General features: G+C 42.1%; 27 protein-coding genes, 1 pseudogene and 1 riboswitch. Of the genes and pseudogenes, 8 read left to right on the forward strand and 20 right to left on the reverse strand.

Annotated features, from left to right (window positions below; genetic code table 11):
• The first annotated feature begins 187 nt into the window (after window positions 1–187).
• A complete protein-coding gene (locus NSQ23_RS12370; RefSeq protein ID WP_128999797.1) occupies window positions 188–394 on the forward strand; it encodes an alpha/beta-type small acid-soluble spore protein in 207 nt (68 codons plus the stop codon).
• A 78-nt stretch (window positions 395–472) separates the two neighbouring features.
• On the opposite strand, the pseudogene NSQ23_RS12375 reads toward NSQ23_RS12370, so the two are convergent.
• The 12 genes and pseudogenes from NSQ23_RS12375 to tenA all read right to left on the reverse strand — a co-directional run.
• Window positions 473–757 (reverse strand): annotated as a pseudogene (locus NSQ23_RS12375) (transporter substrate-binding domain-containing protein); the annotation flags it as partial.
• On the reverse strand, window positions 754–2,013 hold the full coding sequence (locus NSQ23_RS12380) for a hemolysin family protein (RefSeq protein ID WP_339170983.1): 1,260 nt from the start codon (window positions 2,011–2,013) through the stop codon (window positions 754–756). The pseudogene NSQ23_RS12375 and the gene NSQ23_RS12380, both read right to left, overlap by 4 nt.
• A gap of 270 nt (window positions 2,014–2,283) precedes the next feature.
• Window positions 2,284–3,072: a bifunctional hydroxymethylpyrimidine kinase/phosphomethylpyrimidine kinase gene (gene thiD, locus NSQ23_RS12385; protein ID WP_339170986.1), complete on the reverse strand. Its 789-nt coding sequence runs from the start codon at window positions 3,070–3,072 to the stop codon at window positions 2,284–2,286.
• A 4-nt stretch (window positions 3,073–3,076) separates the two neighbouring features.
• Window positions 3,077–4,096, reverse strand: a complete 1,020-nt coding sequence (locus NSQ23_RS12390) for a MoeB/ThiF family adenylyltransferase (RefSeq protein ID WP_339170987.1) — start codon at window positions 4,094–4,096, stop codon at window positions 3,077–3,079.
• Window positions 4,096–4,863 carry a thiazole synthase gene (locus NSQ23_RS12395; RefSeq protein WP_339170988.1) on the reverse strand — a complete coding sequence of 256 codons (768 nt, stop codon included), beginning with the start codon at window positions 4,861–4,863 and terminating at the stop codon, window positions 4,096–4,098. Before NSQ23_RS12395 ends, NSQ23_RS12390 begins: the two co-directional genes overlap by 1 nt.
• Before the next feature lies 1 nt (window position 4,864).
• The gene (thiS, locus tag NSQ23_RS12400; RefSeq protein WP_077427838.1) at window positions 4,865–5,068 is read right to left on the reverse strand and encodes a sulfur carrier protein ThiS; all 204 of its coding nucleotides are present in this window, start codon (window positions 5,066–5,068) and stop codon (window positions 4,865–4,867) included.
• On the reverse strand, window positions 5,052–6,173 hold the full coding sequence (thiO, locus tag NSQ23_RS12405) for a glycine oxidase ThiO (RefSeq protein WP_339170990.1): 1,122 nt from the start codon (window positions 6,171–6,173) through the stop codon (window positions 5,052–5,054). The genes thiS and thiO overlap by 17 nt, the downstream gene beginning before the upstream one ends.
• Window positions 6,161–6,775, reverse strand: coding sequence for a thiazole tautomerase TenI (gene tenI, locus NSQ23_RS12410; RefSeq protein ID WP_339170992.1), 615 nt, complete (start codon window positions 6,773–6,775; stop codon window positions 6,161–6,163). Before tenI ends, thiO begins: the two co-directional genes overlap by 13 nt.
• Before the next feature lie 2 nt (window positions 6,776–6,777).
• The gene (locus tag NSQ23_RS12415; protein WP_094240099.1) at window positions 6,778–7,572 is read right to left on the reverse strand and encodes an energy-coupling factor transporter transmembrane component T; all 795 of its coding nucleotides are present in this window, start codon (window positions 7,570–7,572) and stop codon (window positions 6,778–6,780) included.
• The gene (locus tag NSQ23_RS12420) at window positions 7,569–9,020 is read right to left on the reverse strand and encodes an ABC transporter ATP-binding protein (RefSeq protein ID WP_339170994.1); all 1,452 of its coding nucleotides are present in this window, start codon (window positions 9,018–9,020) and stop codon (window positions 7,569–7,571) included. The genes NSQ23_RS12415 and NSQ23_RS12420 overlap by 4 nt, the downstream gene beginning before the upstream one ends.
• Before the next feature lie 3 nt (window positions 9,021–9,023).
• On the reverse strand, window positions 9,024–9,614 hold the full coding sequence (locus NSQ23_RS12425) for an ECF transporter S component (protein ID WP_012575849.1): 591 nt from the start codon (window positions 9,612–9,614) through the stop codon (window positions 9,024–9,026).
• Window positions 9,589–10,284 carry a thiaminase II gene (tenA, locus tag NSQ23_RS12430; protein WP_339170995.1) on the reverse strand — a complete coding sequence of 232 codons (696 nt, stop codon included), beginning with the start codon at window positions 10,282–10,284 and terminating at the stop codon, window positions 9,589–9,591. Before tenA ends, NSQ23_RS12425 begins: the two co-directional genes overlap by 26 nt.
• Window positions 10,285–10,371: 87 nt before the next feature.
• Window positions 10,372–10,479: riboswitch (TPP riboswitch) on the reverse strand.
• Window positions 10,480–10,612: 133 nt separating this feature from the next.
• On the opposite strand from tenA, the gene NSQ23_RS12435 reads away from it, so the two are divergent.
• Complete coding sequence (locus NSQ23_RS12435) at window positions 10,613–11,797, forward strand: class I SAM-dependent rRNA methyltransferase (protein WP_064214224.1); 1,185 nt, start codon at window positions 10,613–10,615, stop codon at window positions 11,795–11,797.
• 42 nt (window positions 11,798–11,839) lie between these two features.
• On the opposite strand, the gene NSQ23_RS12440 is transcribed toward NSQ23_RS12435, so the two are convergent.
• The 3 genes from NSQ23_RS12440 to NSQ23_RS12450 all read right to left on the reverse strand — a co-directional run bounded on the left by NSQ23_RS12440 (window position 11,840) and on the right by NSQ23_RS12450 (window position 15,758).
• The gene (locus tag NSQ23_RS12440) at window positions 11,840–13,504 is read right to left on the reverse strand and encodes an alpha-glucosidase (protein ID WP_004892189.1); all 1,665 of its coding nucleotides are present in this window, start codon (window positions 13,502–13,504) and stop codon (window positions 11,840–11,842) included.
• Between the two features lie 197 nt (window positions 13,505–13,701).
• Window positions 13,702–15,309: an MDR family MFS transporter gene (locus NSQ23_RS12445; protein ID WP_339170996.1), complete on the reverse strand. Its 1,608-nt coding sequence runs from the start codon at window positions 15,307–15,309 to the stop codon at window positions 13,702–13,704.
• A 5-nt stretch (window positions 15,310–15,314) separates the two neighbouring features.
• Window positions 15,315–15,758 carry a MarR family transcriptional regulator gene (locus NSQ23_RS12450; protein WP_339170997.1) on the reverse strand — a complete coding sequence of 148 codons (444 nt, stop codon included), beginning with the start codon at window positions 15,756–15,758 and terminating at the stop codon, window positions 15,315–15,317.
• 135 nt (window positions 15,759–15,893) lie between these two features.
• Here NSQ23_RS12450 and NSQ23_RS12455 point away from each other — a divergent pair, with 135 nt between their 5' ends.
• The 3 genes from NSQ23_RS12455 to NSQ23_RS12465 all read left to right on the forward strand — a co-directional run bounded on the left by NSQ23_RS12455 (window position 15,894) and on the right by NSQ23_RS12465 (window position 19,299).
• Window positions 15,894–17,312, forward strand: a complete 1,419-nt coding sequence (locus NSQ23_RS12455; protein WP_192948533.1) for a SpoVR family protein — start codon at window positions 15,894–15,896, stop codon at window positions 17,310–17,312.
• Between the two features lie 92 nt (window positions 17,313–17,404).
• A complete protein-coding gene (gene hflK / locus NSQ23_RS12460) occupies window positions 17,405–18,370 on the forward strand; it encodes an FtsH protease activity modulator HflK (protein ID WP_171699905.1) in 966 nt (321 codons plus the stop codon).
• A complete protein-coding gene (locus tag NSQ23_RS12465) occupies window positions 18,367–19,299 on the forward strand; it encodes a protease modulator HflC (RefSeq protein WP_339170999.1) in 933 nt (310 codons plus the stop codon). The genes hflK and NSQ23_RS12465 overlap by 4 nt, the downstream gene beginning before the upstream one ends.
• A gap of 4 nt (window positions 19,300–19,303) precedes the next feature.
• Here NSQ23_RS12465 and NSQ23_RS12470 read toward each other — a convergent pair whose 3' ends face one another.
• A complete protein-coding gene (locus NSQ23_RS12470; protein WP_339171001.1) occupies window positions 19,304–19,762 on the reverse strand; it encodes a methylated-DNA--[protein]-cysteine S-methyltransferase in 459 nt (152 codons plus the stop codon).
• Between the two features lie 100 nt (window positions 19,763–19,862).
• Here NSQ23_RS12470 and NSQ23_RS12475 point away from each other — a divergent pair, with 100 nt between their 5' ends.
• Window positions 19,863–20,114, forward strand: a complete 252-nt coding sequence (locus tag NSQ23_RS12475; RefSeq protein WP_339171002.1) for a YhdB family protein — start codon at window positions 19,863–19,865, stop codon at window positions 20,112–20,114.
• A 28-nt stretch (window positions 20,115–20,142) separates the two neighbouring features.
• On the opposite strand, the gene NSQ23_RS12480 is transcribed toward NSQ23_RS12475, so the two are convergent.
• From NSQ23_RS12480 to NSQ23_RS12490, 3 genes are all read right to left on the reverse strand, one after another.
• Window positions 20,143–20,850 carry an SDR family oxidoreductase gene (locus NSQ23_RS12480; protein WP_339171004.1) on the reverse strand — a complete coding sequence of 236 codons (708 nt, stop codon included), beginning with the start codon at window positions 20,848–20,850 and terminating at the stop codon, window positions 20,143–20,145.
• A gap of 73 nt (window positions 20,851–20,923) precedes the next feature.
• Window positions 20,924–22,663: a phospho-sugar mutase gene (locus NSQ23_RS12485; RefSeq protein ID WP_339171005.1), complete on the reverse strand. Its 1,740-nt coding sequence runs from the start codon at window positions 22,661–22,663 to the stop codon at window positions 20,924–20,926.
• 168 nt (window positions 22,664–22,831) lie between these two features.
• On the reverse strand, window positions 22,832–23,263 hold the full coding sequence (locus tag NSQ23_RS12490) for a CBS domain-containing protein (RefSeq protein WP_339171006.1): 432 nt from the start codon (window positions 23,261–23,263) through the stop codon (window positions 22,832–22,834).
• A 127-nt stretch (window positions 23,264–23,390) separates the two neighbouring features.
• Between NSQ23_RS12490 and NSQ23_RS12495 the strand changes: the two genes are divergently transcribed.
• Window positions 23,391–23,819: a disulfide oxidoreductase gene (locus NSQ23_RS12495; RefSeq protein WP_339171007.1), complete on the forward strand. Its 429-nt coding sequence runs from the start codon at window positions 23,391–23,393 to the stop codon at window positions 23,817–23,819.
• Window positions 23,816–24,280 carry a thioredoxin family protein gene (locus tag NSQ23_RS12500; RefSeq protein WP_339171008.1) on the forward strand — a complete coding sequence of 155 codons (465 nt, stop codon included), beginning with the start codon at window positions 23,816–23,818 and terminating at the stop codon, window positions 24,278–24,280. The genes NSQ23_RS12495 and NSQ23_RS12500 overlap by 4 nt, the downstream gene beginning before the upstream one ends.
• A gap of 24 nt (window positions 24,281–24,304) precedes the next feature.
• Here the strand turns inward: NSQ23_RS12500 and NSQ23_RS12505 are convergent, their stop codons facing one another.
• The gene (locus NSQ23_RS12505) at window positions 24,305–24,697 is read right to left on the reverse strand and encodes a YhcU family protein (protein WP_339171009.1); all 393 of its coding nucleotides are present in this window, start codon (window positions 24,695–24,697) and stop codon (window positions 24,305–24,307) included.
• Window positions 24,698–24,724: the final 27 nt, after the last annotated feature.

The raw sequence follows: 24,724 nt of genomic DNA on the forward strand, positions 1-24,724 counted from the left end.
CTTCACAAAAAATTACCACATAAAAAAAAGAATAATAACATGTTTTTTCCCCAAAATAGTAGTACAAGCAAGCAAACAACATTCGATGGGTTAAGCCAAGCTTGGCAGCGTGAAAAACGATCACGCGTTGCTGGTGCAAATCCAGCTAACCCAACCATAAAAAAATGTAACGAGGAGATGATTGAACATGGCAAACACAAACACAAACCAATTATTAGTATACGGTGCACAACAAGCAATTGATCAAATGAAGTACGAAATCGCTCAAGAATTTGGTGTAAACCTTGGACCAGATGCAACATCACGCGCAAACGGTTCAGTTGGTGGCGAAATTACAAAACGTCTTGTTGCAATGGCGCAACAACAATTAGGTGGATCTTACACAACTAAATAACATGGCTGAAAACCCCCAAGCGACAATCGCTTGGGGGTTTTACTGAATTCGTTGCAAAAACTGTCGTGTCCGTTGTTGATTTTCTTTATGAACGACAAGAACAGCTGCTGACGTAATATACGGATCGGAAAAATCGTATTTTTCTTGACGATCTGGACGAATGCCCACTTGGTTTGCAATCATATCAAAACGTTTCGCATCTAAACCAGCAAACATCGCATCCCATTGCGTTTCTACAAACACCGGTTTTACACCGAGACGTTTCGCTACTTCTTTGGCAATTTCCACATCAAATCCTGTTAACTCGCCTGTTTCATCATGAAATGTAAATGGCGGATACGTTCCTTCCGCGCCGATTTTTATTCCATAATCGGTTCACGAATGCGAACGAGCACTTTTCGGATGCGCCGATTTTCAACTTGACGGACAGTGACCGTTAATGACTCATGCTCAAACGATTCGCCAACGGTCGGAATGCGCTCAAACATTTCAAACACCCAGCCACCGAGCGTATGAGAGGAGCTTTCTAGCTCTTCGATACCTAAAATGTCACAAAACTCATCAAGCGGCAATTCCGCATTAAATTCGTACTCATAATCATTAATTTTTTGAAACGTTTTTACTGCCTCATCATGTTCATCCCATATTTCGCCGACAATTTGTTCCAAAATGTCTTCCAACGTAATGAGTCCGGACGTACCGCCAAACTCGTCGATGACGATTGCCATATGCACTTTACTTTTTTGCAATTCCGGCAACAAAGTGGAAATGCGCATCGACTCCACGACAAATAGCGGCGTGCGCAACAATTGGCGCACGTTTACTTCTTTTCCTTGTACGAGTTGACTGAAAAAGTCGCTTTCCGATAAAATTCCGATGACGTTATCAATGTCTCCTTCATATACAGGAACGCGTGAATATCGTTCGCGTAAAAAAATATCGCGAATTTCTTCAACTGGTTGATTCACTTCTACTGCAACCATATCGATACGTGGCGTGAAAATTTCGCCAACTAAAATGTCGTTAAAATCGAGCGAACGATGAACAAGTTCTTTCTCTTTATTGTCGATTACTCCTTCTTCTTCACTTAAGTTCACCATCACTTTAATTTCTTCTTCTGTCACAGAAGGTACATCTGTTCGCTGACCAACAAGTTTCGATACAACTTTTTTCAACATAACAAGTAGCGCTGTAACGGGAGTAAACAGTTGGATTAACATATACAGCACGTCAGAAATAAGAAGCGAAAACGACTCGGCATGTTCTTTCGCCAATGACTTTGGCAACACTTCACCAAAAATTAAAATTAAAATGGTCATGCCGACTGTGCTAATGACGAGGCCTGTATTGCCACCAAACAAGTCTGTCGCCACTTTCGCAGAAATAGATGCCGCAGCAATATTCACAATATTATTTCCGACTAAAATGGTCGAAAGAGCACGGTCGAAGTTTTCGGCAATATACAGCGCTTTTTTACTTCCCCGCCGCTTCTCATCGACATAATTTTTTAAACGAATTTTATTGACGCTTGAAAACGCTGTTTCTGAAGCTGAAAAAAAAGCGGATAAAAAAATTAAAAAGATGAGTAAAAAAATTAAACTCAGAGGCAAATCTCCCAACGAACATTCACGCTCCTATCGGATGATTTTATAAAAATATATATTCATCATACCAAATTTACATGAAAAAGAAAACGACCACACATATGTGCAGTCGTTCGTCACGATTCGATTAACATCGTCCCGATAAAAAAAGTTAACAGTAGCACGTACGTAATGTTTAATGTAATTGAAAGTTCTTCCATCTTATTCGCCCCTCCAGCAACATATTCCCCATTTCTATTTTAACAATGAGAGGAACGAATATGTTTGTCAATGATGTGAACATTTTTACTCATAAAGCGCCCAATGGTTCGTCGGACCATGCCCGCTGCCAATTTGTAACGTTTGTTCAACAGCTGCGTGGATAAATCGTTTCGCCACATCTACTGCTTCATATATTGTTTTTCCTTTCGACAGTTGCGCGGTGATGGCGGCAGCAAACGTACAACCTGTGCCGTGCGTATGTTTCGTTTCAATCCGTTCGCTTTTCCATTCGTAAAATCGTTCACCGTCATACAACAAGTCAACTAGTTCGCTTCCTTCGGCGTGTCCACCTTTCATGACAACGTACCGAACGCCCAGATGATGAAGCTTTTTTGCTGCCTCTTTTCGATCCTCTAACGTTTCAATTCGCATATTCGTTAACACTTCCGCTTCTGGAATGTTTGGCGTTAACACATAAGCAAGTGGCAACATATGACGTTTGAACGCTTCAATCGCTTCTTGCTTTAACAATGGGGCACCACCTTTTGCAATCATCACCGGATCGACAACGACACGAACCCAGCCATACTGTTTTATTTTACGAGCAACTAGCTCAATAATTTCTTCATTAAATAACATCCCCGTCTTCACCGCATCTGGCGGCAAGTCAACTGCAATCGAGTCGATTTGTTTTTCGATCGCTTCGATTGGAAGGGGGTACACTCCTTGTACACCGAGCGTATTTTGCGCCGTTACAGCTGTGATGGCTGACATGCCAAACACGTGTAATTGATGAAATGTTTTCAAATCGGCTTGAATGCCCGCTCCGCCTCCACTATCGGAACCGGCAATCGTCAATGCTTTATATACCATTCTTTCACCCCAAATATTGATAATATAGTCTCTTCGCTTCCTGAATATCATTTGTCCCATGAATGAATACACGCCCATCGGAAAAGACGACAAAACGATAAGGATGAATGGTAAACGCAAGTAAATATTCATTTTGTTCAATGCGAATGCCTTGTTGCTGTAAAAAAGAAATGAGTGTTGTCCATTCGCGCTCCCCTCGTTGCGCAGGGCGAATTTGTACCGTCTCACGTCCGCACAATACCGCAAATTTCGTTTCATTTTCATATTGGAGGGCTGGATATATTCGTTTTTCACCACACGACGAACAAGCGTCTTTTTTTAACTTGTGCACATCGATCATCCGATATTGTCCGTGCCATACATCAAACGAAACGAGCTTGCGGTTTATACGTTTATCACCTACTAAAATTTTTAATGCTTCAGCCGTTTGATGTGCAACAACCATATGGACGACAGGGCTAATGATTCCTGCTGTATCGCACGTCGCAACACCGAGCGGCACTTCTTCAAGAAGACATCGTAAGCACGGCGTTTCATTTGGGATAATCACATAACTTAATCCATAACTACCTACACACGCCCCGTAAATCCATGGCACAGCATACTTTTGTGAAACATCGTTAATGATCATCCGCACATCGAAATTATCGGTACTATCGATGATAACATGAGGGCGATCGTGTGCCACAAGATACTCAAGCAACCGCGCATCTGCATCCGCCACGATCGGCTCGATAACAACGTCGCTATTTATCGCGCGCAAATGCGTAGCGGCCGCCATCGCTTTTGGCAGGCGTTTGATTGCATCTTCTTCCGTATATAGCTGTTGGCGCTGTAAATTGCTCCACTCCACATAGTCGCGATCAACAATCGTTATTTTTCCAACCCCTGCTCGTACAAGCGTCTCCGCGTTTGCCGCTCCAAGCGCCCCAGCACCGATAATGAGCACATGTTTTTCACGAATGTGTTGTTGTCCTTTTTCCCCAATGGGAGCAAACAGTTGTTGTCGTGAATAACGATCCATTAGACGATGCTCATCCCTTCGCTCGGGCTACTCGCTGTAGCATATTTCTTTTTTGGAATGCGCCCTGCTTCATATCCAAGTCTCCCTGCCTCAATCGCAAGCTTCATCGCCTTCGCCATTTTTACCGGATCTTTCGCAGAAGCAACAGCTGTATTTAGCAATACTCCATCCGCCCCTAATTCCATTGCCAATGACGCATCTGCCGGTCCGCCAATGCCTGCGTCAATAATCACAGGGACGGTTGCTTGTTCAATAATGAATTGAATGTTTAATGGATTGATAATTCCTTGTCCTGATCCGATCGGTGAGGCGCCGGGCATGATCGCATGGCAACCGAGTTGTTGCAGTCGCTTCGCTAGCACAACATCATCTGACGTGTACGGCAAAACGATAAATCCTTCTTCTAATAACACTTCTGTCGCTTTTAACGTCTCGACAGGATCAGGCAACAACGTTTGATCGCACCCAATCACTTCTACTTTCACCATATCACAAAGCCCAGAAGCTTTCGCTAAACGGGCGATACGCACCGCTTCCTCTGCTGTTTTTGCTCCTGCCGTATTCGGTAGCAGTTTATATTTCGTTACATCTATTTTTTCTAAAAAATTCGGTTGATCGGGTGCGAAAATGTTCATCCGTCTTACCGCAAACGTTAAAATTTCTGCCCCCGACGCTTCAACCGCTTCTTTTTGAATGTCGATATTTGGATATTTCCCTGTACCAAGCAATAAGCGAGATTGAAATGTATACGGACCGATTTGTAACATATTATCCTCCCCCTACAAAGTGAACAATTTCAATGCGATCGCCGTCAGCAATCTGTTTATGTTCATAGTTCTTTTTCGGAATAATCTCCATATTGATTTCAACGATTGCGATTTTTTCATGAATATGAAAATGATGCAACAATTGAGCAACTGTACGAATGTGAGCTGGCAAGTCCATCATTTCACCATTAATGATGCAACGCATGCCCCTCCCCCTTTCTTGTTGGCGAAAACGGTGTCATATCAAATGGTACTTCTTTTCCTTCAAGCATATCGCTCACACATCGACCTGTAATCGCACTTAATAAAATGCCATTGCGATAATGTCCTGTTACAATAAACACGTTTGCGTATTGTGGATGAGCCCCGATGTAAGGCAGACCGTCCTTTGTCTGTGGACGAATGCCTGCCCAAGTTTTCTCGAATGTGCAATGGGCAATAGCCGGAACGATTTGCATTGCGCGTGTTAACAATTGATGCACGCTACATGTTTGCACGTTTTTCGTAAATGAATGTGCAATCGCACTAGCTCCGATGACAAGTCGATTATTCGCTTTCGGCACGATGTAGCAGCCGTTTTTCGCAAATACAGTAGCTTGTAAAAGAGGGGTTTCTGTCATCACCGAAACACATTCTCCTTTGACCGGATACATATGTAGCGATAACCGCAATTTTTCAGCTAACATTGGCGTCCATGCCCCGCACGCAATAATGATACGCTTTGCATATAGCGAACCACTCGTTGTTTTTACCCCTACAACACGTTCTTGTTCAACAATAAAATCGTACGCTTCCGTATACGGTAAAAACTTTGTCCCTTTTGCCATCGCTGCATGAGCAAAAGCAAGCGAAAGCTGTTTAGCATCCACTTGTTGATCGATCGTATACATCGCCCCATATTCACTTCGTACGTGCGGTTCGAGTTGCGTCACTTCATCGGAGGTTAGCCAGCGAACGTGTTGCGGTTGAATTCGCCTCCAAAATTCATAATGTTTCGTTAATTCGCTATACTCTTCCGATGTGGTTGCCATTTTTAACATTCCCGCTTCATTCCATCCAACGGTTATATTTGTTAACTCTTGCAACTCAGCGATGACGCTCGGAAATAACGCCTGACTCGCTAAAGCAAGCGGAATGATGGGATGATCTGTCGCAAACTCAGAGTGTGCACCGAGCATTCCGGCTGCGGCCGATGATGCTTCTTGTGCGAGCGCACCACGTTCAATAACGACAACTGACGCTCCTCTTTTCGTTAACTCAAAAGCGATGCTGCTGCCAATAATGCCTCCCCCAATAATTAAAACGTCCATGTATTCTCCCCCATTTGTTTCCGATATAGTTGAACCATATACAGCGGATCATCCGCGTCAAATACAGTAGACATCACCGCAATCCCTTTTGCCCCCGCCATGAACACATCACGAACATGATAAGGTTTAATGCCTCCAATGGCAACAACAGGAATGCATATGTAACTCGCCAACTGCTGCAACGATGAAAGCCCGCGCGGCTTCAAGCCTTCTTTACAATTCGTTTCATATATATGTCCGAAAACGACGTAGTCCGCTCCTTCGTCTTCCGCTTGTTTTGCTTCTTCCAACGTATGAACAGATCGGCCGACACGCAAAAATGGAAACTTCTCTTTTATTCGTTTAGGCGCCAAACTATGATGAGCGAGCTGAACGCCGCCAACGCCATAAACGACTGCGACGTCCACTCGATCATTGACGATAATTTTTTGTGTTGGCACATTTGCTTCAAGCAACTTTTCCACAATCATGCTAATTTCTTTCGCTGAGCGATGCTTTTCACGAATATGAATGTAATCGACATATGAATGGACGAGCGATGAAATATGAACAAACGTGTCCATCGACTGATTGCCTGTTGAGATGAGATGGAACTCTTTCATACTTACCGCACATCCTTTATCGCCACGTATGGGAACACGTCCGCGACGTAATATCCAGCTGCAACGATAACGCATATGACGATAAGTAAATAAATGTCATATTTCCCCATCGTCACTTCATAATAAAACGTCCGTGTTCGTTCATTTGTAAATCCTTTTGCTTCCATCGCCACCGCAATGCGCTGAGCGCGGCGAATACTTTGTGATAAAAGCGGGATCGCATATCGTTTCACCAATTCAAGTTTGCCACGAAATCCTTTCGCTTTGGCAGCCCGTCGCACCTTTAGCGCTTGATGAACCGTTTGAAATTCTTCTAACATGATCGGCAATAAACGAATAGCTGCTAAAAAACTATACGCATATTTCGGTTTCACTTTCGCTTGTTGCATGAGCGAGTAAAATAAAAGCACCGGCTTTGTCGTGAGCGCAAACATTAATCCGAAAATCGCAAACAAAAGCGTACGAAAGCCGAGGTGAACGCCGCGGTAAAAACTTTCTTCGGTAATATGAATCAGCCCCCAACGAAACCACGTCGTCTCCCCTTTTCCAAACAAAATCATCGACGACGACGTAGAAATGAAAATGAACAAAAACGGAGCAAAAAATAAAAGCATATGCTTCATCCGATAACCGCTAAACAACATAAATAAGGCGGTAAATCCGATTGTCCAGTTGATGAGTACGTTCGGATTATGGACAAAAACAATCACAACAAACATCGGCAAAAAGAAAAGCAATTTCGCTGTCGGATTCGTTTGATGCAACCATGTTTCGCGATGGTCAATGCTCCATCTCATCCTATTTCACCTCGTACAAGCATCCGCGGTGCAATCATTTCATCAGCGACAAACTTTCCGCTTTCAATGATCCATCGTCTTGTCGCGAATTCAGACACGATACGTTCATCGTGCGTCACCATGACAATTGCCTTTCCTTGTTGCCGGTATGCTTCAAGCCATTCGAGCAGCGCAAACGTATTTTTTGCATCTTGTCCGAACGTCGGTTCATCAAGAAGCAATAGGCGATGTTGCTCCGTCACCGACGCAGCAACACTTAGTCGCCGCTTTTGCCCCATCGACAATTGATACGGGTGCAAATGACGCTGCGCGCTCAAATGAAACCGTTTAAGCAATCGTTCGACTTCCTCGGCTACTTCATGTTCTGGACGTTTTTCAAGACGGAAAGAGTACGCTAACTCATCATCTACACGATTTGTAACAAATTGAAACTCGGGGTTTTGGAACACAAAAGCAATGTTGTCATATAACAATTCTTCATGTTTGACAAGCTCTCCTTGCCAATACATATCACCTTCTGTTCGAATAAGTTTCATTAAGCTTTGCAACAACGTACTTTTCCCTGCACCGTTTTCCCCTGTAACCGCAATCCATTCACCCGCATGAATCACTAACTCGTCGACCGCTATTTTTTCTTCTTTTTGTCGAAAGCCGCGAAGCGACTGTACATGTAAAAGAACATCCCCATGTGCATACGGTTGTTGCGCTGTTTTTGGCTTTTTATACGTTTCCCACACGTCTGGATGCCAAATCCCTTGTTCTGTAATAAACGAACGATACGTTGAAAAAATTTCATTCGTTCCGCCGTCAGCGATGATCTCACCATGTTCGTTAAATAAAATGATGCGCTCGACAAAGTCGAGAATGTGATCAATTTTATGTTCAACAATGACAACGGTTCGATCCTCCACCACTTCTTTTAACGTTTCCCACACAGCTTTTGTTCCTTCTTCATCAAGAAGTGCTGTCGGTTCGTCTAAACATAACACATCAGGTTCAAGCGCTAAAACTGACGCAATCGCTAACCGCTGTTTCATTCCTCCAGATAATGTTTGAATCGGTACATGAACGTGCGGGAGACGGAGGCGCACAAGACGAAGCATGCGCGCGATTTTTTCTTCCATCTCTGCACGTGGCACACCGAGATTTTCGAGAACAAAAGCCATTTCTTCATCAACATACGGCATACAAAACTGGGCATCGGGATCTTGAAACACATAGCCTACACGATTTGGAATGTGCAGTTTACTCGCTTTCATCGGCACATCGATCGAGCGCGGAATAATGCCCGCCATCACTTGCAAAAGCGTGGATTTTCCGCATCCCGATGGGCCTAAAAGCAACACTTTTTCTCCTTTTTTAATCGAAAGCGATACATCGGTAAATAACCGCTTTTCTGCCCCCGGAAATTTTAAGCGCAATTGTTCGATATGGATCAATGATGTCACATCCTATTTATCAAGTGAGTCGTAATCTTCTTTTGTCGTCGGACGCAACAATTGCGTCACACCTGTCGCTTCGAGCGCTTTCACAAGCGAATAAGCAAATACACCAGCAATGATGATCGCTCCAATGAAACGCGCACCGATAAATAACGTTAAATTCCACCATGCTAATTGGTCGATATATCCTTTGTAAAAATCAAGCACTAATGAAGCGATCGTTGAACCAACCGCTGCAAGCGACACAACCGCCACATCAAAACGTTTATAGCGGAAAGCAGCGAAAACAAGCTCGGCGAGTAACCCTTGCACAAAGCCGTAAAATAGCACCTCAAGCCCCCATTCAGAACCAGCTAAAAACTCTCCTGATGCCGCAGCCACCTCCGCAAGTAGCGCCACTCCTGGTTTACGAATTAATAAATAGGCAACAGTTGCCGCAATAAACCACATGCCATAAATGAGTTGATCAAGATGAAGTCCAAGCGGTTTTACCGCATAGTAAAGCGGTCCCCACACTTTATACACAATCCCAAACACAATCGCCACCACAACGGTCGTTAATACGTCTGTTAATTTAAGCCCTTTCGTTTGCATAAACATCCTCCTCTTCAATTGGCCAACGTTCTAATTTGTACGCCATGTCCCAAAATAAATATTCATATTGACTGCTGATCACAAAGTGTTGCTTCATCCGCTCTAACTCTTTTTCGCTAGCTGTTTTTGCGATGTCGTTTAAACGCGCAATTTGTTGTTCGACAAGCTGTTTGAACCAGTCAGAGCCGTACGCTTCAATCCATTGTGCATAAATTGGATGATTCGGCTTACAATGTTTTAACCGCTCACCAATTTCGTAATACAACCAATAGCACGGTAAAATGGCAGCTAATACATCGCCAAAACGTCCTGCAAACGACGCGCGATACATGTGGGACGTGTACGCATACGCAGTTGGAGCAGGAACAAACGACGCCTTTTCTTCTTCTGTAATACCGAGCTCTTTCATAAACGTTTCATGTAAACGAAGCTCAGCTTCATACGTACTTTGCGCATGATGCGCCATGCTTGCGGTCGTTTGTAAATCATCAGCCATCGCCCCGCCAAGCGCTTGCACTTTTGCAAAGTGTGTCAAATAATATGAATCTTGTAATACATAATAGCGAAAACAACGTAAATCAAGTGTTCCTTCCCCGATCTCCTTCACGAACGGATGATGAAAGCTCGCTTCCCAAATCGGATCGACAGCCTTGCGCAACTGCTCTGAAAACAACATAACCTCTCCCCCTTAAGAAAAATAAAAAACCACTTTCTTTGCGCAAAGAAAGTGGTTGTAAACGATGGAAATTAATAAAAGACACACTTCGCACCGTTTCCACTTCCCTACGCTGGTATGATCCAGATCAGGTTCTAAGGGTCTCAAAGGCACACTTTGATCTCAGCCTATCTAAAGGCCCCCCTAGTGGAATACATTTGCATCATTCACTTTGTCACTAATATTAGCATATTTCACACAATTGTCAAATATTTTTTATCCATCATTTGCGCGCATCGTGTTCTTCCTGTATGCTAAAGTAGCGAATATATAGTCAGGAGTGGGATGTATGGCAAATGTATTTTTAAAACGAAAAAGAAAAAAGCGGCTCGAGCTTGGACATCCGTGGGTGTTTCAAAGCGAAGTCGATTATATTGAAGGAGATTTTGAACCGGGGGATTTCGTCAACGTATATAACCATCAACGTCACTTTTTAGCGAAAGGATACATTAATCCAAAATCACAAATGATCGTGCGCGTGTTAACGCAAAATCCAAACGACGAATTAAACGCGCAATTTTTTATGAACCGTATTCGTCAAGCATGGGCGTATCGCGAACGGATGATTCCGGGCGTTCGTTCATGTCGCGCCGTTTATGGAGAAGCCGATTTTTTACCTGGGCTCATCGTTGATAAGTACGAAGATGTGCTCGTTGTGCAAATTTTATCGCTCGGCATGGAAAAAAGAAAAGAATGGATTTTACAAGCGCTTCTTGACGTTTTTCAACCGAAAGCGATTTATTTGCGCAACGACGTTCACGTGCGCGAATTAGAAGGATTAAAACAAGAAAAAGGATTTTGGTACGGCACGTGCGATACGAACGTACAAATTGAAGAAAACGGCGTGAAATACATTGTCGATATCGAAAACGGACAAAAAACAGGATTTTTCTTCGATCAACGTCAAAATCGTGCTGCCATCAAGCCGCTGATTACAAGCGAATCAACCGTGCTCGATTGTTTTACGCATACAGGTTCATTTATGTTAAACGCCTGCTTATACGGAGCAAAACATGTGACCGCTGTCGATATTTCTGAACATGCGATTGAAACAGCAAAGCGAAACGCAGAGTTAAACGGATTTACAAATGTGGATTTCGTCGTTGCGAACGCGTTTGACTACTTACGCGAATGCGTACAACAGGGGAAAAAATGGGATGTCGTCATTATTGACCCACCAGCGTTTGCAAAATCCGCTCATGCGGTGCCAAAGGCGCTTGCTGGCTATAAAGATATTAATTTAAACGGCTTAAAGTTAGTGAAAGACGGCGGCTTTTTCGTGACAGCAAGTTGTTCGTATCATGTGCACCCCGACATGTTTCAAGCGATGGTTACGGAAGCAGCGTTTGATGCGAAGAAAATTTTACGTCAAATTCATTGGAGCGGTGCAGGATATGACCATCCAAAACTACTTGCCGCCGATGAAGGCGATTATTTGAAATTTGCCATTTACGAAGTGCATTCACGCAAATAAACGTGAAAATCCCCTTTTCCATGTCGGAAAAGGGGATTTTCATTATTTCACCAAATATACACGCGCTTCATACGGACGCAATGTAAAGCGTGTCGCATGTTTATGCGGTTTTACATCGTAGTTTGTTAACACAAGTTGCTCGCTATTTAATTTCAATGAATCGTAACGATACATTGTTTTTCGGTCTGTTAAGTTCACGATGACGATCGCTTTTTCATCACCTAACGTGCGCGTATACGCATAAATTGCTTTATGGTTTTCTAATATTAAATCGTATGTTCCGTAAACAAATACGTCATGCTGTTTTCTTAGTTGAATCATGCGTTTGTAAAAGTTTAACACAGAGTTCGGGTCGTGCAACTGTTTTTTGACATTAATTTGTTTATAATTTTCATTCACACCAATCCACGGTGTTCCTGTCGTAAATCCGGCGTTTTCTTCATCCGACCATTGCATCGGCGTGCGTGAATTGTCGCGGCCGTTTTTCCAAATCCATTGCATCACTTCTTCATGTGAACGCCCTTTAGCACGTTCAATACGATAATAATTTTTGATGGCGACATCGTCATATTCATCAATCGTTTCAAATCGGACGTTCGTCATGCCAATTTCTTGCCCTTGATAAATAAACGGCGTTCCTTGCATAAGGAAATATAATGCTCCTAATGCTTTGGCACTTTCAACAAGATATTTTTCGTCATTTCCCCACGTCGACACGGAACGAGGCTGGTCATGGTTTTCAAGGAATAGTGCGTTCCAGCCAACACCTTCTAATCCTTTTTGCCATTTCGTTAATACACGTTTTAATTTCCGAACATCAACACCGCCATCTGTTCCTTTTTGCCAAAGTCCAAGATGCTCAAACTGAAAAATCATATTAAAAATGCCGTTTTCTTCACCGACCCAATCTTTTGCCTCCTCGACCGTTACTCCGTTCGCTTCTCCAACTGTCATGATGTCATAACGCGCAAACGTTTGCATTTTCAACTCACGAAGATAGTCCATAATCCCTTCTTGATTCATATGTCCGTCAAATGAAGGGACATAGTCAAGCCCTTTGGGATTTGGTAAATCAGGGAGACCTTCTTTTTTCTTAATGTGTGAAATCGCATCAACACGAAACCCATCAATGCCTTTATCGAGCCACCAATTAATCATATCATATAACGCACGACGAACATCTTCATTTTCCCAATTTAAATCCGGTTGCTTCGTTGCAAACACATGCAAATAATATTGATCCGTCGCCTCGTCATATTCCCATGCCGAGCCACCAAAAATGCTTTCCCAATTGTTCGGTTCTTTGCCGTTTTTTCCATCGCGCCAAATGTACCAATCGCGTTTTGGATTGTCGCGTGACGAACGCGATTCAATAAACCAAGGATGTTCATCGCTCGTATGGTTAATAACGAGATCTAAAATGACTTTCATGTCGCGCTTATGAATTTCTTCAAGCAGTTGATTGAAATCTTCCATCGTGCCAAACTGCTCCATAATATCTTGATAATCGCTAATATCGTAGCCGTTGTCGGCATTCGGCGATTTATAAATCGGGCAAATCCATATGACATCGATTCCAAGGTCTTTTAAATAATCAAGCTTCTGAATGATTCCTTGTAAGTCTCCGATCCCGTCTCCGTTCGAGTCCATGAAGCTTCTCGGATATATTTGATATGCAACCGCTTCTTTCCACCAAGCTCTTTTCACGTAAAAACCTCCTCAATCCATTCAAACTAAATCGCTTTCAATAATCTCTACTCTTTCATGTTAATACACAAACGCTCTCGTTAAAAGAGGAAGTTGCACTTTTTCATAAAAAATTTCATTTTATGTGTGCAAACGGTTTACATACGAACAAAAATAAGCAACGATTGATCATCGTTGCCTGTTATATACTTATAATTTTATTCCATTTCATTCACTTTATTCGTCCGATTTGAAATTGTAATGCGACCGATAAACATCGCAAAAATAAAGCCGATGCCAACGAAGATCAATCCATATAAAAATACATCGCTCAACGCATCAACAAGCGTTTGTTTTAATATAGGCACAAACATTTGTTGCATTTGTTCAGGAATTTTTTTTAACGTATCCGGATTTAAAATGACGGAATATACGCTTTGCGGGTTCGATTCAACAAGTTGCTTAAATGAATCTGTCATCGCTTGCGCTTGCGCTGGCAATTGTTCTAACAACGGAAGAAACTTCGCTTCTAATAAATCTTTCGAACGATGATTCATAATCGCTCCTAACAACGTCGCTCCAAACGTTCCACCAATTTGTCGGAAAAACTGGCTTGATGATGTTACAATGCCAAGCTGCGACTTCGGAAATACTTCTTGCAACGCGAGTGTGATAACTGGGTTGACGAATCCTAACCCAAAACCGAGCGTCGCCATAAATGACATCGCTGTCCATTTATTCGTATTGACATCCATCGTTGACAATAAGAAAAAGCCAAGCGCCACAAGCACCATCCCAACAATCACTTGCGGGCGAACACCAATTTTTTGTACAAGTCGTCCACCGATCATACTTGCGATAATAAGCGCAAACATCATCGGAAACATCATCGTTCCTGATTCTGATGGGCTCATGCCAATGATGCCTTGCATAAAGAGCGGTACAAACATAATCGCTCCAAACATGCCGACAGACATAAAAAACCCGACGCTATTAAGCACAACAAACGTTTTATTTTTTAATAAATGAATCGGCATAATCGGCTCTTCTGCTTTTCGCTCTACAAATACAAATAAACTAAAGAAAACGACCGAGCCAGCTAGTAAAGAAATAATTTGCCACGATAGCCAATCGTATTTATCGCCACCGAACGTTAAGGCAAGCAACAACGAAACAACGGCTACAACCATCGTAAACATGCCTGCCAAATCAAGCTTTACTCGCTCAGCGACGCGATGATTATGCAAACCGAGCGAAATGAGAACAATGGCTAATATACCAACAGGAAGATTAATGTAAAATACCCAACGCCAATTTAACGAATCGACAATCCATCCACCCACTTGTGGCCCAAGAATAGATGCTAATCCAAATACGCCGCCAAACACCCCTTGCCATTTTGCCCGCTCTGCTCCTGTAAACAAATCACCTATGACGATCATCGCCATCGGCATCATAATACCTCCACCAATGCCTTGAATGGCTCGGAAAATAATAAGCTGATTCATTGTTTCCGCCATGCCGCATAGCGCTGAACCGATAATAAAAATCACTAATCCAGCAATATAGATCGACTTGCGTCCAAATAAGTCAGCGAGCTTCCCAGCAATCGGAACGATCGTTGTCGATGTGAGCATATATGCTGTTGTCAACCATGCCATCATGCTCAACCCACTAAGTTCGCCAACAATGCGTGGCAACGCTGTCCCAACAATCGTGCCATCTAACGCCCCAAACAACATCGCAACAAGAAGCCCCGTAATTAAAATACCTCGTTTTTGTTGTATATTCGCAACACTTGTTTGTATCGCTGCTTGTTCTTTCATACGTCTCACTTCTCCTCTTTTTCGTTTGTCGCAACAATTTTTTCGATAATATGGACAAACTGTTCAAGCTCATCTAATCGTAATTGACATAAATAACGTTCAATAATTTTTCTTCGCTCTGCGCGTGCATGCTGAAGCATTGCTTCTCCTTTTTCAGACAACTGGACATACACGACGCGGCGATCTTCTTCATCGCGATGACGCAATACAAATCCGCTTTTATATAAGCGGTCAATCATCGTTGTAATCGCGCTCGGCTTCACAAACATTTCGTCCGCTAATTCACTTACTGTACATTTCCCGCGCTTTGAAAGCAAATTTAAAATAAAAAACTGCGGTTTCGTTAAGCCGATTTCCTCCTTTGCTAAATCCGCGGCCAATTTGCGAAGGGCTAACGAAAACGCATGCTCTAATCGCTCAACGAGTACAGTAAACGGCGTCCGCTCCATACACACCCCACCTTTTTAACGATATAAATATTTAACATAGTTAAATATAAACGAAAGAAAATATAAAGTCAATCAATTATTCCTGACGTATCAAATGATGCACTCGCTCATACATTGTCATAAGGAGGGAGTGCGATGAAACGAGATGAACAGAAAGCGTTAGAAAGAGCGATTGCGGAAATTACAGAAATTGCCGAAGGGTTTGGGCTTGATTTTTATGAAATGCGCTATGAAATTTGTCCTGCTGACATTATTTACACGTTCGGAGCATATGGCATGCCGACACGCTTTTCCCATTGGAGTTTTGGAAAACAATTTCATAAAATGAAACTTCATTATGATCTCGGATTAAGTAAAATTTACGAGCTTGTCATTAACTCCGATCCGTGCTATGCCTTTTTATTAAACACAAACACCCTTATTCAAAATAAATTAATTGTCGCGCATGTCCTTGCCCATAGCGACTTTTTTAAAAATAACGTTCGCTTCAGCAATACGAAACGGGATATGGTTGAAAGCATGGCGGCGACAGCGGAACGAATTAAACATTACGAACATGAATATGGGAAGCAAGAAGTTGAAAAATTTTTAGATGCTGTTTTAGCTATTCAAGAGCATATTGATCCTTCACTTCTTCGTCCAAAGCTAGCGTGGACGTTAGCAGATACAGAGGTATACGAAGAAGATGATGAAGCACAGAAACCGTCCCCATATGACGATTTATGGTCGCTTGATGAAAAAAGGAAAACACCATCGAATCGAAAAAAAAGAAGAAAATTTCCTCCTCAACCTGAAAAAGATTTGTTGCTTTTTATTGAGGAATATAGCCGCGAGCTTGATGAATGGCAACGCGACATTTTAACGATGATGCGTGAAGAGATGCTTTATTTTTGGCCTCAACTTGAAACGAAAATTATGAATGAGGGCTGGGCAACGTATTGGCATCAACGCATTTTACGCGAAATGGATTTAACGAGTGATGAAGCGATCGAATTTGCCAAATTAAACGCAGGTGTTGTCCAACCTTCTCGCACCAGCATTAATCCATATTACTTAGGATTAAAAATTTTTGAAGATATTGAAAAACGGTGGGACAATCCGACGGAAGAAATGAAAAAGCTCGGAGTCAAACCAGGTTCAGGGCGTGCAAAAATATTTGAAGTACGTGAATTAGAATCCGATATTTCCTTTTTGCGCAACTATTTAACGAAAGAACTCGTTATGCGTGAAGATATGTATTTATTCCAAAAACAAGGAAAAGACTATAAAATTGTTGATAAACATTGGGAACATGTGCGCGATCAACTTGTGAACATGCGCGTCAACGGTGGCTTTCCATACATTACAGTCAATGACGGCGATTACATGCGCAATGGGGAGTTGTATTTAAAACATTCGTACGAAGGCATTGAACTAGACGTCAAATATTTAGAAAAAGTGCTTCCGTATATTTATCAACTTTGGGGCCGAGCGGTTCATATGGAAACGATCATTGAAAACAAACCGACGCTATTCACATACGACGGAAGAAACGTACAAAGAAAATATATATGAGCTACTGAGCACATCAGTAGCTTGCTTTTTTATTGAAACTTTTTTCTGTTTTTTCCGTACATACATATAAATAACAAGAAAGGTGGATTTATATGGGTAAGCGCTCTATTACAGGCATCGTCATCGGGTCGATTGCTGGTATTTTTCTTCTTGTTGCCGCACTAACATCATGGTACACCGTCGATGAGTCAGAACAAGCCATTATTTTAACATTTGGTAAAATTGATGAAGAAGTGACAACACCCGGACTACATTTTAAACTTCCTTGGCCGATTCAAACGGTCGAAACGTTGTCGCGAGAAACGTTTAGTTTACAGTTTGGCTACAAAGAAGAAAACGGAAAAGTTGTCGCTACAAACCAAGGCGATACGAAAATGATTACAGGTGATGAAAATATTGTTCTTGCCGATATGGTTGTTCAATGGAAAATTACTGATCCTGCAAAATTTCTTTATCGCTCATACGAACCGGAACAAATTTTATATAATGCGACGTCTGCTTCTTTGCGTAGCGTCATCGGCAGTTCAAAAATTGATGATGCGTTAACATCAGGTAAAGCAAAAATTGAAGCGGATGTGCGCGAATTGCTCACCGCATTAATGAAAAAATATGATATCGGCATTTCCATTTTAGCTGTGAAATTACAGGACGTTGACTTACCGAACGACGAAGTGCGCAAAGCATTTACAAATGTCACAGATGCGCGCGAAACGATGAACACAAAAATTAACGAAGCGAATAAATATCGCAACAAACGAACGAAAGAAGCCGAAGGGGAAAAAGACGCTCTCATCTCCCAAGCGGAAGCTGACAAAGTGGCACGCATCGAAAAAGCGTATGGAGATGTCGCTAAATTTAATGCCTTATACGAAGAATATAAAAACGCAAAAGACATTACAAAACAGAGGTTAATGATTGAAACGCTTGAACAAGTCCTACCGTACACACGCATTTACATTATGAACGACGATGGCAATACGTTAAAATATTTACCAATCCAACCGATCGAAAAACAAACGACAGAGAAAAAGAAAGAGCAAGGGAGTGGTAACGAATGACAAACTTCCAAGATGATCAAAACGTCATTAGCTTGAAAGATAAACTGCCAACGAAATGGTTTCGTTTTTTTGTCGGGGGAGTCATCGGACTTGTTTTACTCGTTATCGCTTTAACAAACGTCTACATTGTTCATGAAAATGAATATAAAGTTGTACGTCAATTTGGTGAAATTGTTCGCATTGATCAAACGCCAGGATTACGCTTTAAAATTCCTTTTATTCAAAGCGTAACATCGTTGCCAAAAGCCCAAATTTTTTATGACGTCGCCGAAGCAGAAATTAATACAAAAGATAAAAAACGCATTCTCGTCAACCATTACGCCATTTGGGAAATTACAAACCCAAAAGAGATGATTCAAAACGCGCGCACGTTAGAAAATGCAGAATCGAAAATGGACGAATTTATTTTCTCCATTGTCCGCACCGAGCTTGGACAGTTAAATTACGATGAAATTATTAACGACGAAAAATCATCACGCGGTAGTTTAAATGACGAAGTAACAGCGAAAGTAAACGACCTACTACAAAAAGACAGCTACGGCATTCGCGTTGTAGATGTGCGCTTAAAACGTATTGACTTACCGGAAGAAAACGAACAGTCCGTTTATAAACGTATGATTTCCGAGCGTGAATCGAAAGCACAAGAATATTTATCAATGGGGGATGCCCAAAAACAACGTATTATCGCGCAAACAGATCGCGAAGTGAAAGAAATGCTCGCTAAAGCGCAAGCAGATGCGGAGCGCATTCGCGCAGCAGGTGAACAAGAAGCAGCACGCATTTATAACGAAACATTCGCAAAAGATCCTGAATTTTACTCATTTTACCGTACGCTCGAATCGTATAAGACAACGATCGGCGAAGATACGGTTGTCATTTTACCAGCCAACTCACCGTATGCGAAATGGCTATTAGGACAAACGCGCTGAGCTTTCAGCGCGTTTCATGCGCAAGTAACCATTTTTTTCTTTCGATTCCCCACGCATATCCACCAAGTCCCCCACCCGTACGAACGACGCGATGACAAGGAACAACGATCGTTATGGGATTGTTGCCGACAGCGTTGCCAACCGCCCGTACCGCTTTCGGTTGCCCAATTTGTTTGGCAATATCGGCATATGAAACCGTTTGTCCATAAGGAATCGTTTGTAATGCTTCCCATACACGCAGTTGAAACGGAGTGCCCACGAGCTTTAAGGGCATCGAAAACGACGTCCGTTTCTTTTGGAAGTATTGTTCAAGTTCTTCTAGCGATTGCATGAGAGGCTCCGCCACTTTTTCGTTCTGATCTTCACCTCGTTCAACGACATCAATCCGCTCGATTCCTTCATTCGTTCCAACGATTTGTAACCAACCGATCGGTGATTCATAATACACAACGTGTTTCTCCATGTCCAACTCTCCTCTGCCAAATCGCACAACATTTACAGCGAGAAAAATGACCGTTTTTTCATAAACTACATATAGCTCCTCACGACAAGGAGGGTTTGCGGTGCATACAGCCGATTACGACAAAGCGCTTTACTATACGTACCGATCGGAATGGGATCATTTACTCATTCTTATGGTACGCACAAAAGACGATTTACTTTCAAAAAAAATTGAACAGTTTCTTCATGCATACAACTTCGAAAAAGATTATACCGTCGTCCAAAAGCGATTAAATGCATTGTTGCGTTACATCGACCACGCGTTGGATATGTACGAACAAGAGCCAACACTTACGATGCAATATGATTATTAGAGCGAAAGGAACGATCTCCTTTCGCTTTTTATACGACCGGATACGTTTGAATAAGCGGATGTAATACGATTTCATCGATCAACATATGTTTCGGTGCGCTTGCCATATAGACAACGGCTTCGGCGACGTCTTCTGCTTTTAACCATTCTGCTTTTTCAGGCAATCCTTGCGTCGAGTTAGCAAAGTATGTATCAACCATCCCTGGATTGATCGTACCGACACGAATGCCGTATGGGCGCACTTCTTGAGCCACACTTCCTGAAAATCCTTGAACCGCATATTTCGTCGCAGTATATGCCGAACCGTTTGCGATGGTGTATCGTCCAACGTCAGATGAAATCGTAATAATCGTTCCCGAACGTTGCTTTTTCATGTGTGGAAGTACAGCTCTCGTCCCGATAAATACACCTTGTACATTTACTTCAAATAGACGTTTCCACTCTTCGACTGTCGTTTCTTCCACAGGCTTAAATACACCAATGCCTGCATTGTTTACAAGCAAATCAATGCGACCAAATGTGGCAACAGTTTCCGCGACGACCTCGTTCATTTGTTGTTCATTACATACGTCCGCTTGAAATGTTTTCGACCCTTTCAATTGTTCGCCAACACGGTGAATATCGGATGAACTCCCAATTAATACAAGTTTCATTCCTTGCTTAGCCAACGCATGTGCGATTGCCAAACCGATGCCGCGTGACGCCCCCGTCACAATCGCAACCTGCCCTTGTAACATGTTGAACACACCCTTTCTATGTTGTCGCTTTTATGTTACCCTCACCCTATACAAAAAAACAACCGATAAGGTATTACACCTTATCAGCTGTTAATGCATATATACGCTCCATGACTGCCGTTTCTAACTGTTCTAGCTTCGTTTTCGCCTCCGTCAATGTTTGCCCTTTCACCCCAAAATAAAACTTCATCTTTGGCTCCGTTCCAGACGGACGCACGCAAAACCACGAGCCGTCCTCCAATACGTATTTTAATACGTTCGACTTCGGTAAATCGATGTTCTCTCTTTCTCCTGTTTCCATATGCACTCGTTCGCTCGTCTTATAGTCTTCGCGAATGACTATACGCTGATTGGCAACAATAGTCGGTGGCTCCGAGCGAAACGTAGCTAATAACGATTCAATGCGCTCCGCTCCCTCTTTTCCTTTGAGCGTTAATGAGCGAAGTCCTTCTTGATAATATCCGTATCGCTCAAACAATTGCATAAGCGCTTCATATAAAGATAAACCTTGCTTTTTATAAAACGCGCATACTTCAACAGCTAAAACAGCCGCTTGAATCGCATCTTTATCTCGGGCGAAGTCGCCGATTAAATAGCCATAACTTTCTTCGTAACCAAATTGGAATACATACTCGCCTGTTTGTTCGTACTGTTTAATTTTTTCACCAATAAACTTAAACCCTGTCAATGTATCCATCGTTTCGATTCCAAACGACTTGGCAATCGCACGCCCAAATTCAGATGTGACGATCGTTTTAAATACAATCCCGTTTGGTGGCAATATCCCTTTTTCCTTCTTTTGTGAAAGAATGTAATGAAGTAACAATCCACCTGTTTGATTGCCTGTTAAAACGATGTATTCTCCTTGTTCATTTTTTACCGCAATGCCTAAACGATCCGCATCCGGGTCTGTTGCAATTAACACGTCTGCATCGACTTGTTTTCCAAGCTGAATCGCTAATTCAAACGCAGCATGTTCTTCTGGGTTCGGTGATTTTACCGTTGAAAAATTCGGGTCCGGTTGTTCTTGTTCCTTTACAACAAACACGTGTTCATAGCCGAATTCCTTTAATCCACGTTGAACGAGTTTATTTGCTGTGCCATGAAGCGGTGTAAATACGACTTTGACATCAACTTCGTGAGAGAGTTCTGGATGTAGCGAAATCGTTTTTAATTTTTGTATGTATGCATCGTCAATCTCTGTGCCAATCATTTGAATAAGTCCTTTTTCTTTTAATACCTCTTCTCGTTCAACCACGAGTTCCCATTCGTTTTCAATCGCATTGACATATTCAATGACAACATCGGCAATATGTGGCGGCAATTGCGCGCCATCTTCTCCGTATACTTTATAACCGTTATACTCCGGCGGATTATGGCTTGCCGTAATGACGATGCCAGAAAAAGCACGTAAATGACGAACAGCAAATGAAAGCTCTGGCGTCGGACGAAGCTCGTCAAATACGTACGTTTGAATGCCATGGGTCGCCAATGTTTTTGCTGCCTCCATGGCAAATTGTTGCGATTTATGGCGCGAATCATATGCGATTACAACTCCTCGCTTTTTCGCTTCCTCTCCAAACGACTCAATATATCGCGCTAATCCTGCCGATGCTTTTCGTACGGTATAAATGTTCATGCGGTTCGTTCCTGGTCCAATTTCTCCCCGCATGCCTCCTGTGCCAAATTCTAACGTTTTGTAAAAGCAATCTTCTAACAGCTTTTCGTCTTTTTCTAGTTGTTGCAAGTGTGAGCGCAATTCTTCATCTAACTGTGCTTCTTTCCAACGCTCATATATGATTTTCCACGTCATGTTTATCCCTCCATACTCTTTATTTTCCTTCAACAGGTAGACCATGATGACTTTTCATAGATTTTTTGACGCTACCCCCGTTGTCTATTGTAACTTATTCTCGCTTCTTTATACAAATTCCTTTTTCGTAGTTAAAAAGGAGCTTCTTTAAAAGAAGCCCCTTGTTGCTTAATGGTATGAAGGTTCAGAAATCTCGGATAGCGCTTGTTCTGCCGCTTCATCATACGTATGATTTGTGGCGATATCTCCAAGCGCAACAATGCCGCAAAGCTCGTTATTTTGTACGATCGGCAAACGACGAATTTGATTTTTCGCCATCACTTTCGCTGCTTCATTCACGCTCATGTTTGGCGTACCTGTGACAACATCGCTTGTCATCACTTGTGAAACAGGTGTCGAAGGGGTTAACCCTTGTGCTGTTGTACGAAGAGTGATGTCACGGTCAGTAATCATTCCTTTTACTTTTCCGTTTTCAACAACAGGAATGGCACCGATATTATGTTCGTTCATTAACTGTGCTGCCTCTTGAACGGACTGATCTGGTGTGACCGTTGCCACTTGGCGCGTCATAATCGATTCAACAGTATGATTCAATATCATCCTCCCCTTTCGCTTTTTATTGTGTACGTTCAACCGTTCATTATGTAAGTAAAATATCGTCGCAATTTACATTATTTCTTTCCATGTACTATAATGAACGAAGAGCGAAATATAAAAAGGTGGGACGATGATGCATAAAGAAAATTACTTATTAGCCGCTTGGAGCGTCGCGCTGGTCGCTACACTTGGCAGCCTTTACTTTTCCGAGGTACTAAAATTTATTCCGTGTGAACTTTGTTGGTACCAGCGTATTTTTATGTATCCACAAGTATTTTTGCTCGGTATGGCTTTCGTACGAAAACAATTTATTATCGCACGTTATACACTGATGTTGTCCATCATCGGTGGAACGATTTCTTTATACCATTATTTCATTCAAAAAGTTCCATTTTTCCGTAATACCGCTCCATCATGTAGCATTGTGCCATGTACAGGGGATTATCTGAACTGGCTTGGGTTTATTACCATTCCTCTTCTAGCGCTAATTGCCTTTATTTTCATCGGCATTATTAGTTATCAAGTGATCCGAATGGAGAAAGAAGGGAAATACATATGAAAAAGTTGCTTATTTTCGGTGGCATAATTATCATTTTATTTGGTGCAATGGCTTGGATAACATCATATAGCCAAAAGCAAAAAGCCGAAGGAAACCCGTTTAAGAAGGAAGAGTTGCACCCAGCTACGATCGACCTGCTTGATGATCCGAATTATCAAAACGTTATTTTACCTGATGAGCTAAAAGAAGCATTAAACAATAAGGGAACAATGACCATTTACTTTTACAGTTCAACGTGTGAATTTTGTAAAAAAACGACGCCTGTCGTTGCTCCGCTAGCGAAAGAAATGGGAATCGATTTAAAACAATTTAACCTTCTTGAATTTGAAGAAGGATGGGACGAGTATCATATCGAAGCGACACCTACGATCGTTCACTTTAAAAACGGGGAAGAAGTCGCACGCATCGAAGGATATTATGAAGAAGACGTGTTCCGGAAGTGGTTTGAACAAATAAAATAAAAAGCCTTCATGATGAAGGCTTTTTTACATCACCCAAGCATGAACAGGCTTCATATACACGCTTACATACTCATCTTTTTCATGCAAAAAATGTTCAAGAGTGAGTGGAAAACTAATCCCATGCTGTTCTAGCCGTTCGATATTGCGCTGAAACAGCTGTTCATAATGGGCGGAACGATGATGGAACGAAACAAACTCAATGATGGCTTGTAGTGATTGCAATGCAGAAATAATCGTAAATGCCTCTTTCAACGTTCCGTCATATGTGGACGCTTCAAATTGTAATACACCGAGCGATTGAAACGTTTCAATTTCATCGTCTGTAAAATATTTTGGAAAAATACATGTATAAAACTGTTCAATAAGCGAATGAATATATTGCTTTTGTTCTTCCGTAGCAGCATAGACGGTTTTCAATTGGCCTCACCTTATTCCATTTCACTT

The sequence above is a fragment of the Anoxybacillus sp. FSL W8-1294 genome (genome assembly GCF_037965005.1).
GTDB classification, from domain to species: Bacteria; Bacillota; Bacilli; order Bacillales; family Anoxybacillaceae; genus Anoxybacillus; species Anoxybacillus flavithermus_G.

Bases quoted from the DNA above. Each gene is read 5' to 3' on its own strand.
- NSQ23_RS12370 (WP_128999797.1), top strand. From the start codon at position 188: ATGGCAAACACAAACACAAACCAATTATTAGTATACGGTGCACAACAA.
- thiD (WP_339170986.1), bottom strand. From the start codon at position 3,072: ATGGTATATAAAGCATTGACGATTGCCGGTTCCGATAGTGGAGGCGGA.
- NSQ23_RS12390 (WP_339170987.1), bottom strand. From the start codon at position 4,096: ATGGATCGTTATTCACGACAACAACTGTTTGCTCCCATTGGGGAAAAA.
- NSQ23_RS12395 (WP_339170988.1), bottom strand. From the start codon at position 4,863: ATGTTACAAATCGGTCCGTATACATTTCAATCTCGCTTATTGCTTGGT.
- thiS (WP_077427838.1), bottom strand. From the start codon at position 5,068: ATGCGTTGCATCATTAATGGTGAAATGATGGACTTGCCAGCTCACATT.
- thiO (WP_339170990.1), bottom strand. From the start codon at position 6,173: ATGGACGTTTTAATTATTGGGGGAGGCATTATTGGCAGCAGCATCGCT.
- tenI (WP_339170992.1), bottom strand. From the start codon at position 6,775: ATGAAAGAGTTCCATCTCATCTCAACAGGCAATCAGTCGATGGACACG.
- NSQ23_RS12415 (WP_094240099.1), bottom strand. From the start codon at position 7,572: ATGAGATGGAGCATTGACCATCGCGAAACATGGTTGCATCAAACGAAT.
- NSQ23_RS12425 (WP_012575849.1), bottom strand. From the start codon at position 9,614: ATGTTTATGCAAACGAAAGGGCTTAAATTAACAGACGTATTAACGACC.
- tenA (WP_339170995.1), bottom strand. From the start codon at position 10,284: ATGTTGTTTTCAGAGCAGTTGCGCAAGGCTGTCGATCCGATTTGGGAA.
- NSQ23_RS12435 (WP_064214224.1), top strand. From the start codon at position 10,613: ATGGCAAATGTATTTTTAAAACGAAAAAGAAAAAAGCGGCTCGAGCTT.
- NSQ23_RS12445 (WP_339170996.1), bottom strand. From the start codon at position 15,309: ATGAAAGAACAAGCAGCGATACAAACAAGTGTTGCGAATATACAACAA.
- NSQ23_RS12450 (WP_339170997.1), bottom strand. From the start codon at position 15,758: ATGGAGCGGACGCCGTTTACTGTACTCGTTGAGCGATTAGAGCATGCG.
- NSQ23_RS12455 (WP_192948533.1), top strand. From the start codon at position 15,894: ATGAAACGAGATGAACAGAAAGCGTTAGAAAGAGCGATTGCGGAAATT.
- hflK (WP_171699905.1), top strand. From the start codon at position 17,405: ATGGGTAAGCGCTCTATTACAGGCATCGTCATCGGGTCGATTGCTGGT.
- NSQ23_RS12465 (WP_339170999.1), top strand. From the start codon at position 18,367: ATGACAAACTTCCAAGATGATCAAAACGTCATTAGCTTGAAAGATAAA.
- NSQ23_RS12470 (WP_339171001.1), bottom strand. From the start codon at position 19,762: ATGGAGAAACACGTTGTGTATTATGAATCACCGATCGGTTGGTTACAA.
- NSQ23_RS12480 (WP_339171004.1), bottom strand. From the start codon at position 20,850: ATGTTACAAGGGCAGGTTGCGATTGTGACGGGGGCGTCACGCGGCATC.
- NSQ23_RS12485 (WP_339171005.1), bottom strand. From the start codon at position 22,663: ATGACGTGGAAAATCATATATGAGCGTTGGAAAGAAGCACAGTTAGAT.
- NSQ23_RS12490 (WP_339171006.1), bottom strand. From the start codon at position 23,263: ATGATATTGAATCATACTGTTGAATCGATTATGACGCGCCAAGTGGCA.
- NSQ23_RS12495 (WP_339171007.1), top strand. From the start codon at position 23,391: ATGATGCATAAAGAAAATTACTTATTAGCCGCTTGGAGCGTCGCGCTG.
- NSQ23_RS12500 (WP_339171008.1), top strand. From the start codon at position 23,816: ATGAAAAAGTTGCTTATTTTCGGTGGCATAATTATCATTTTATTTGGT.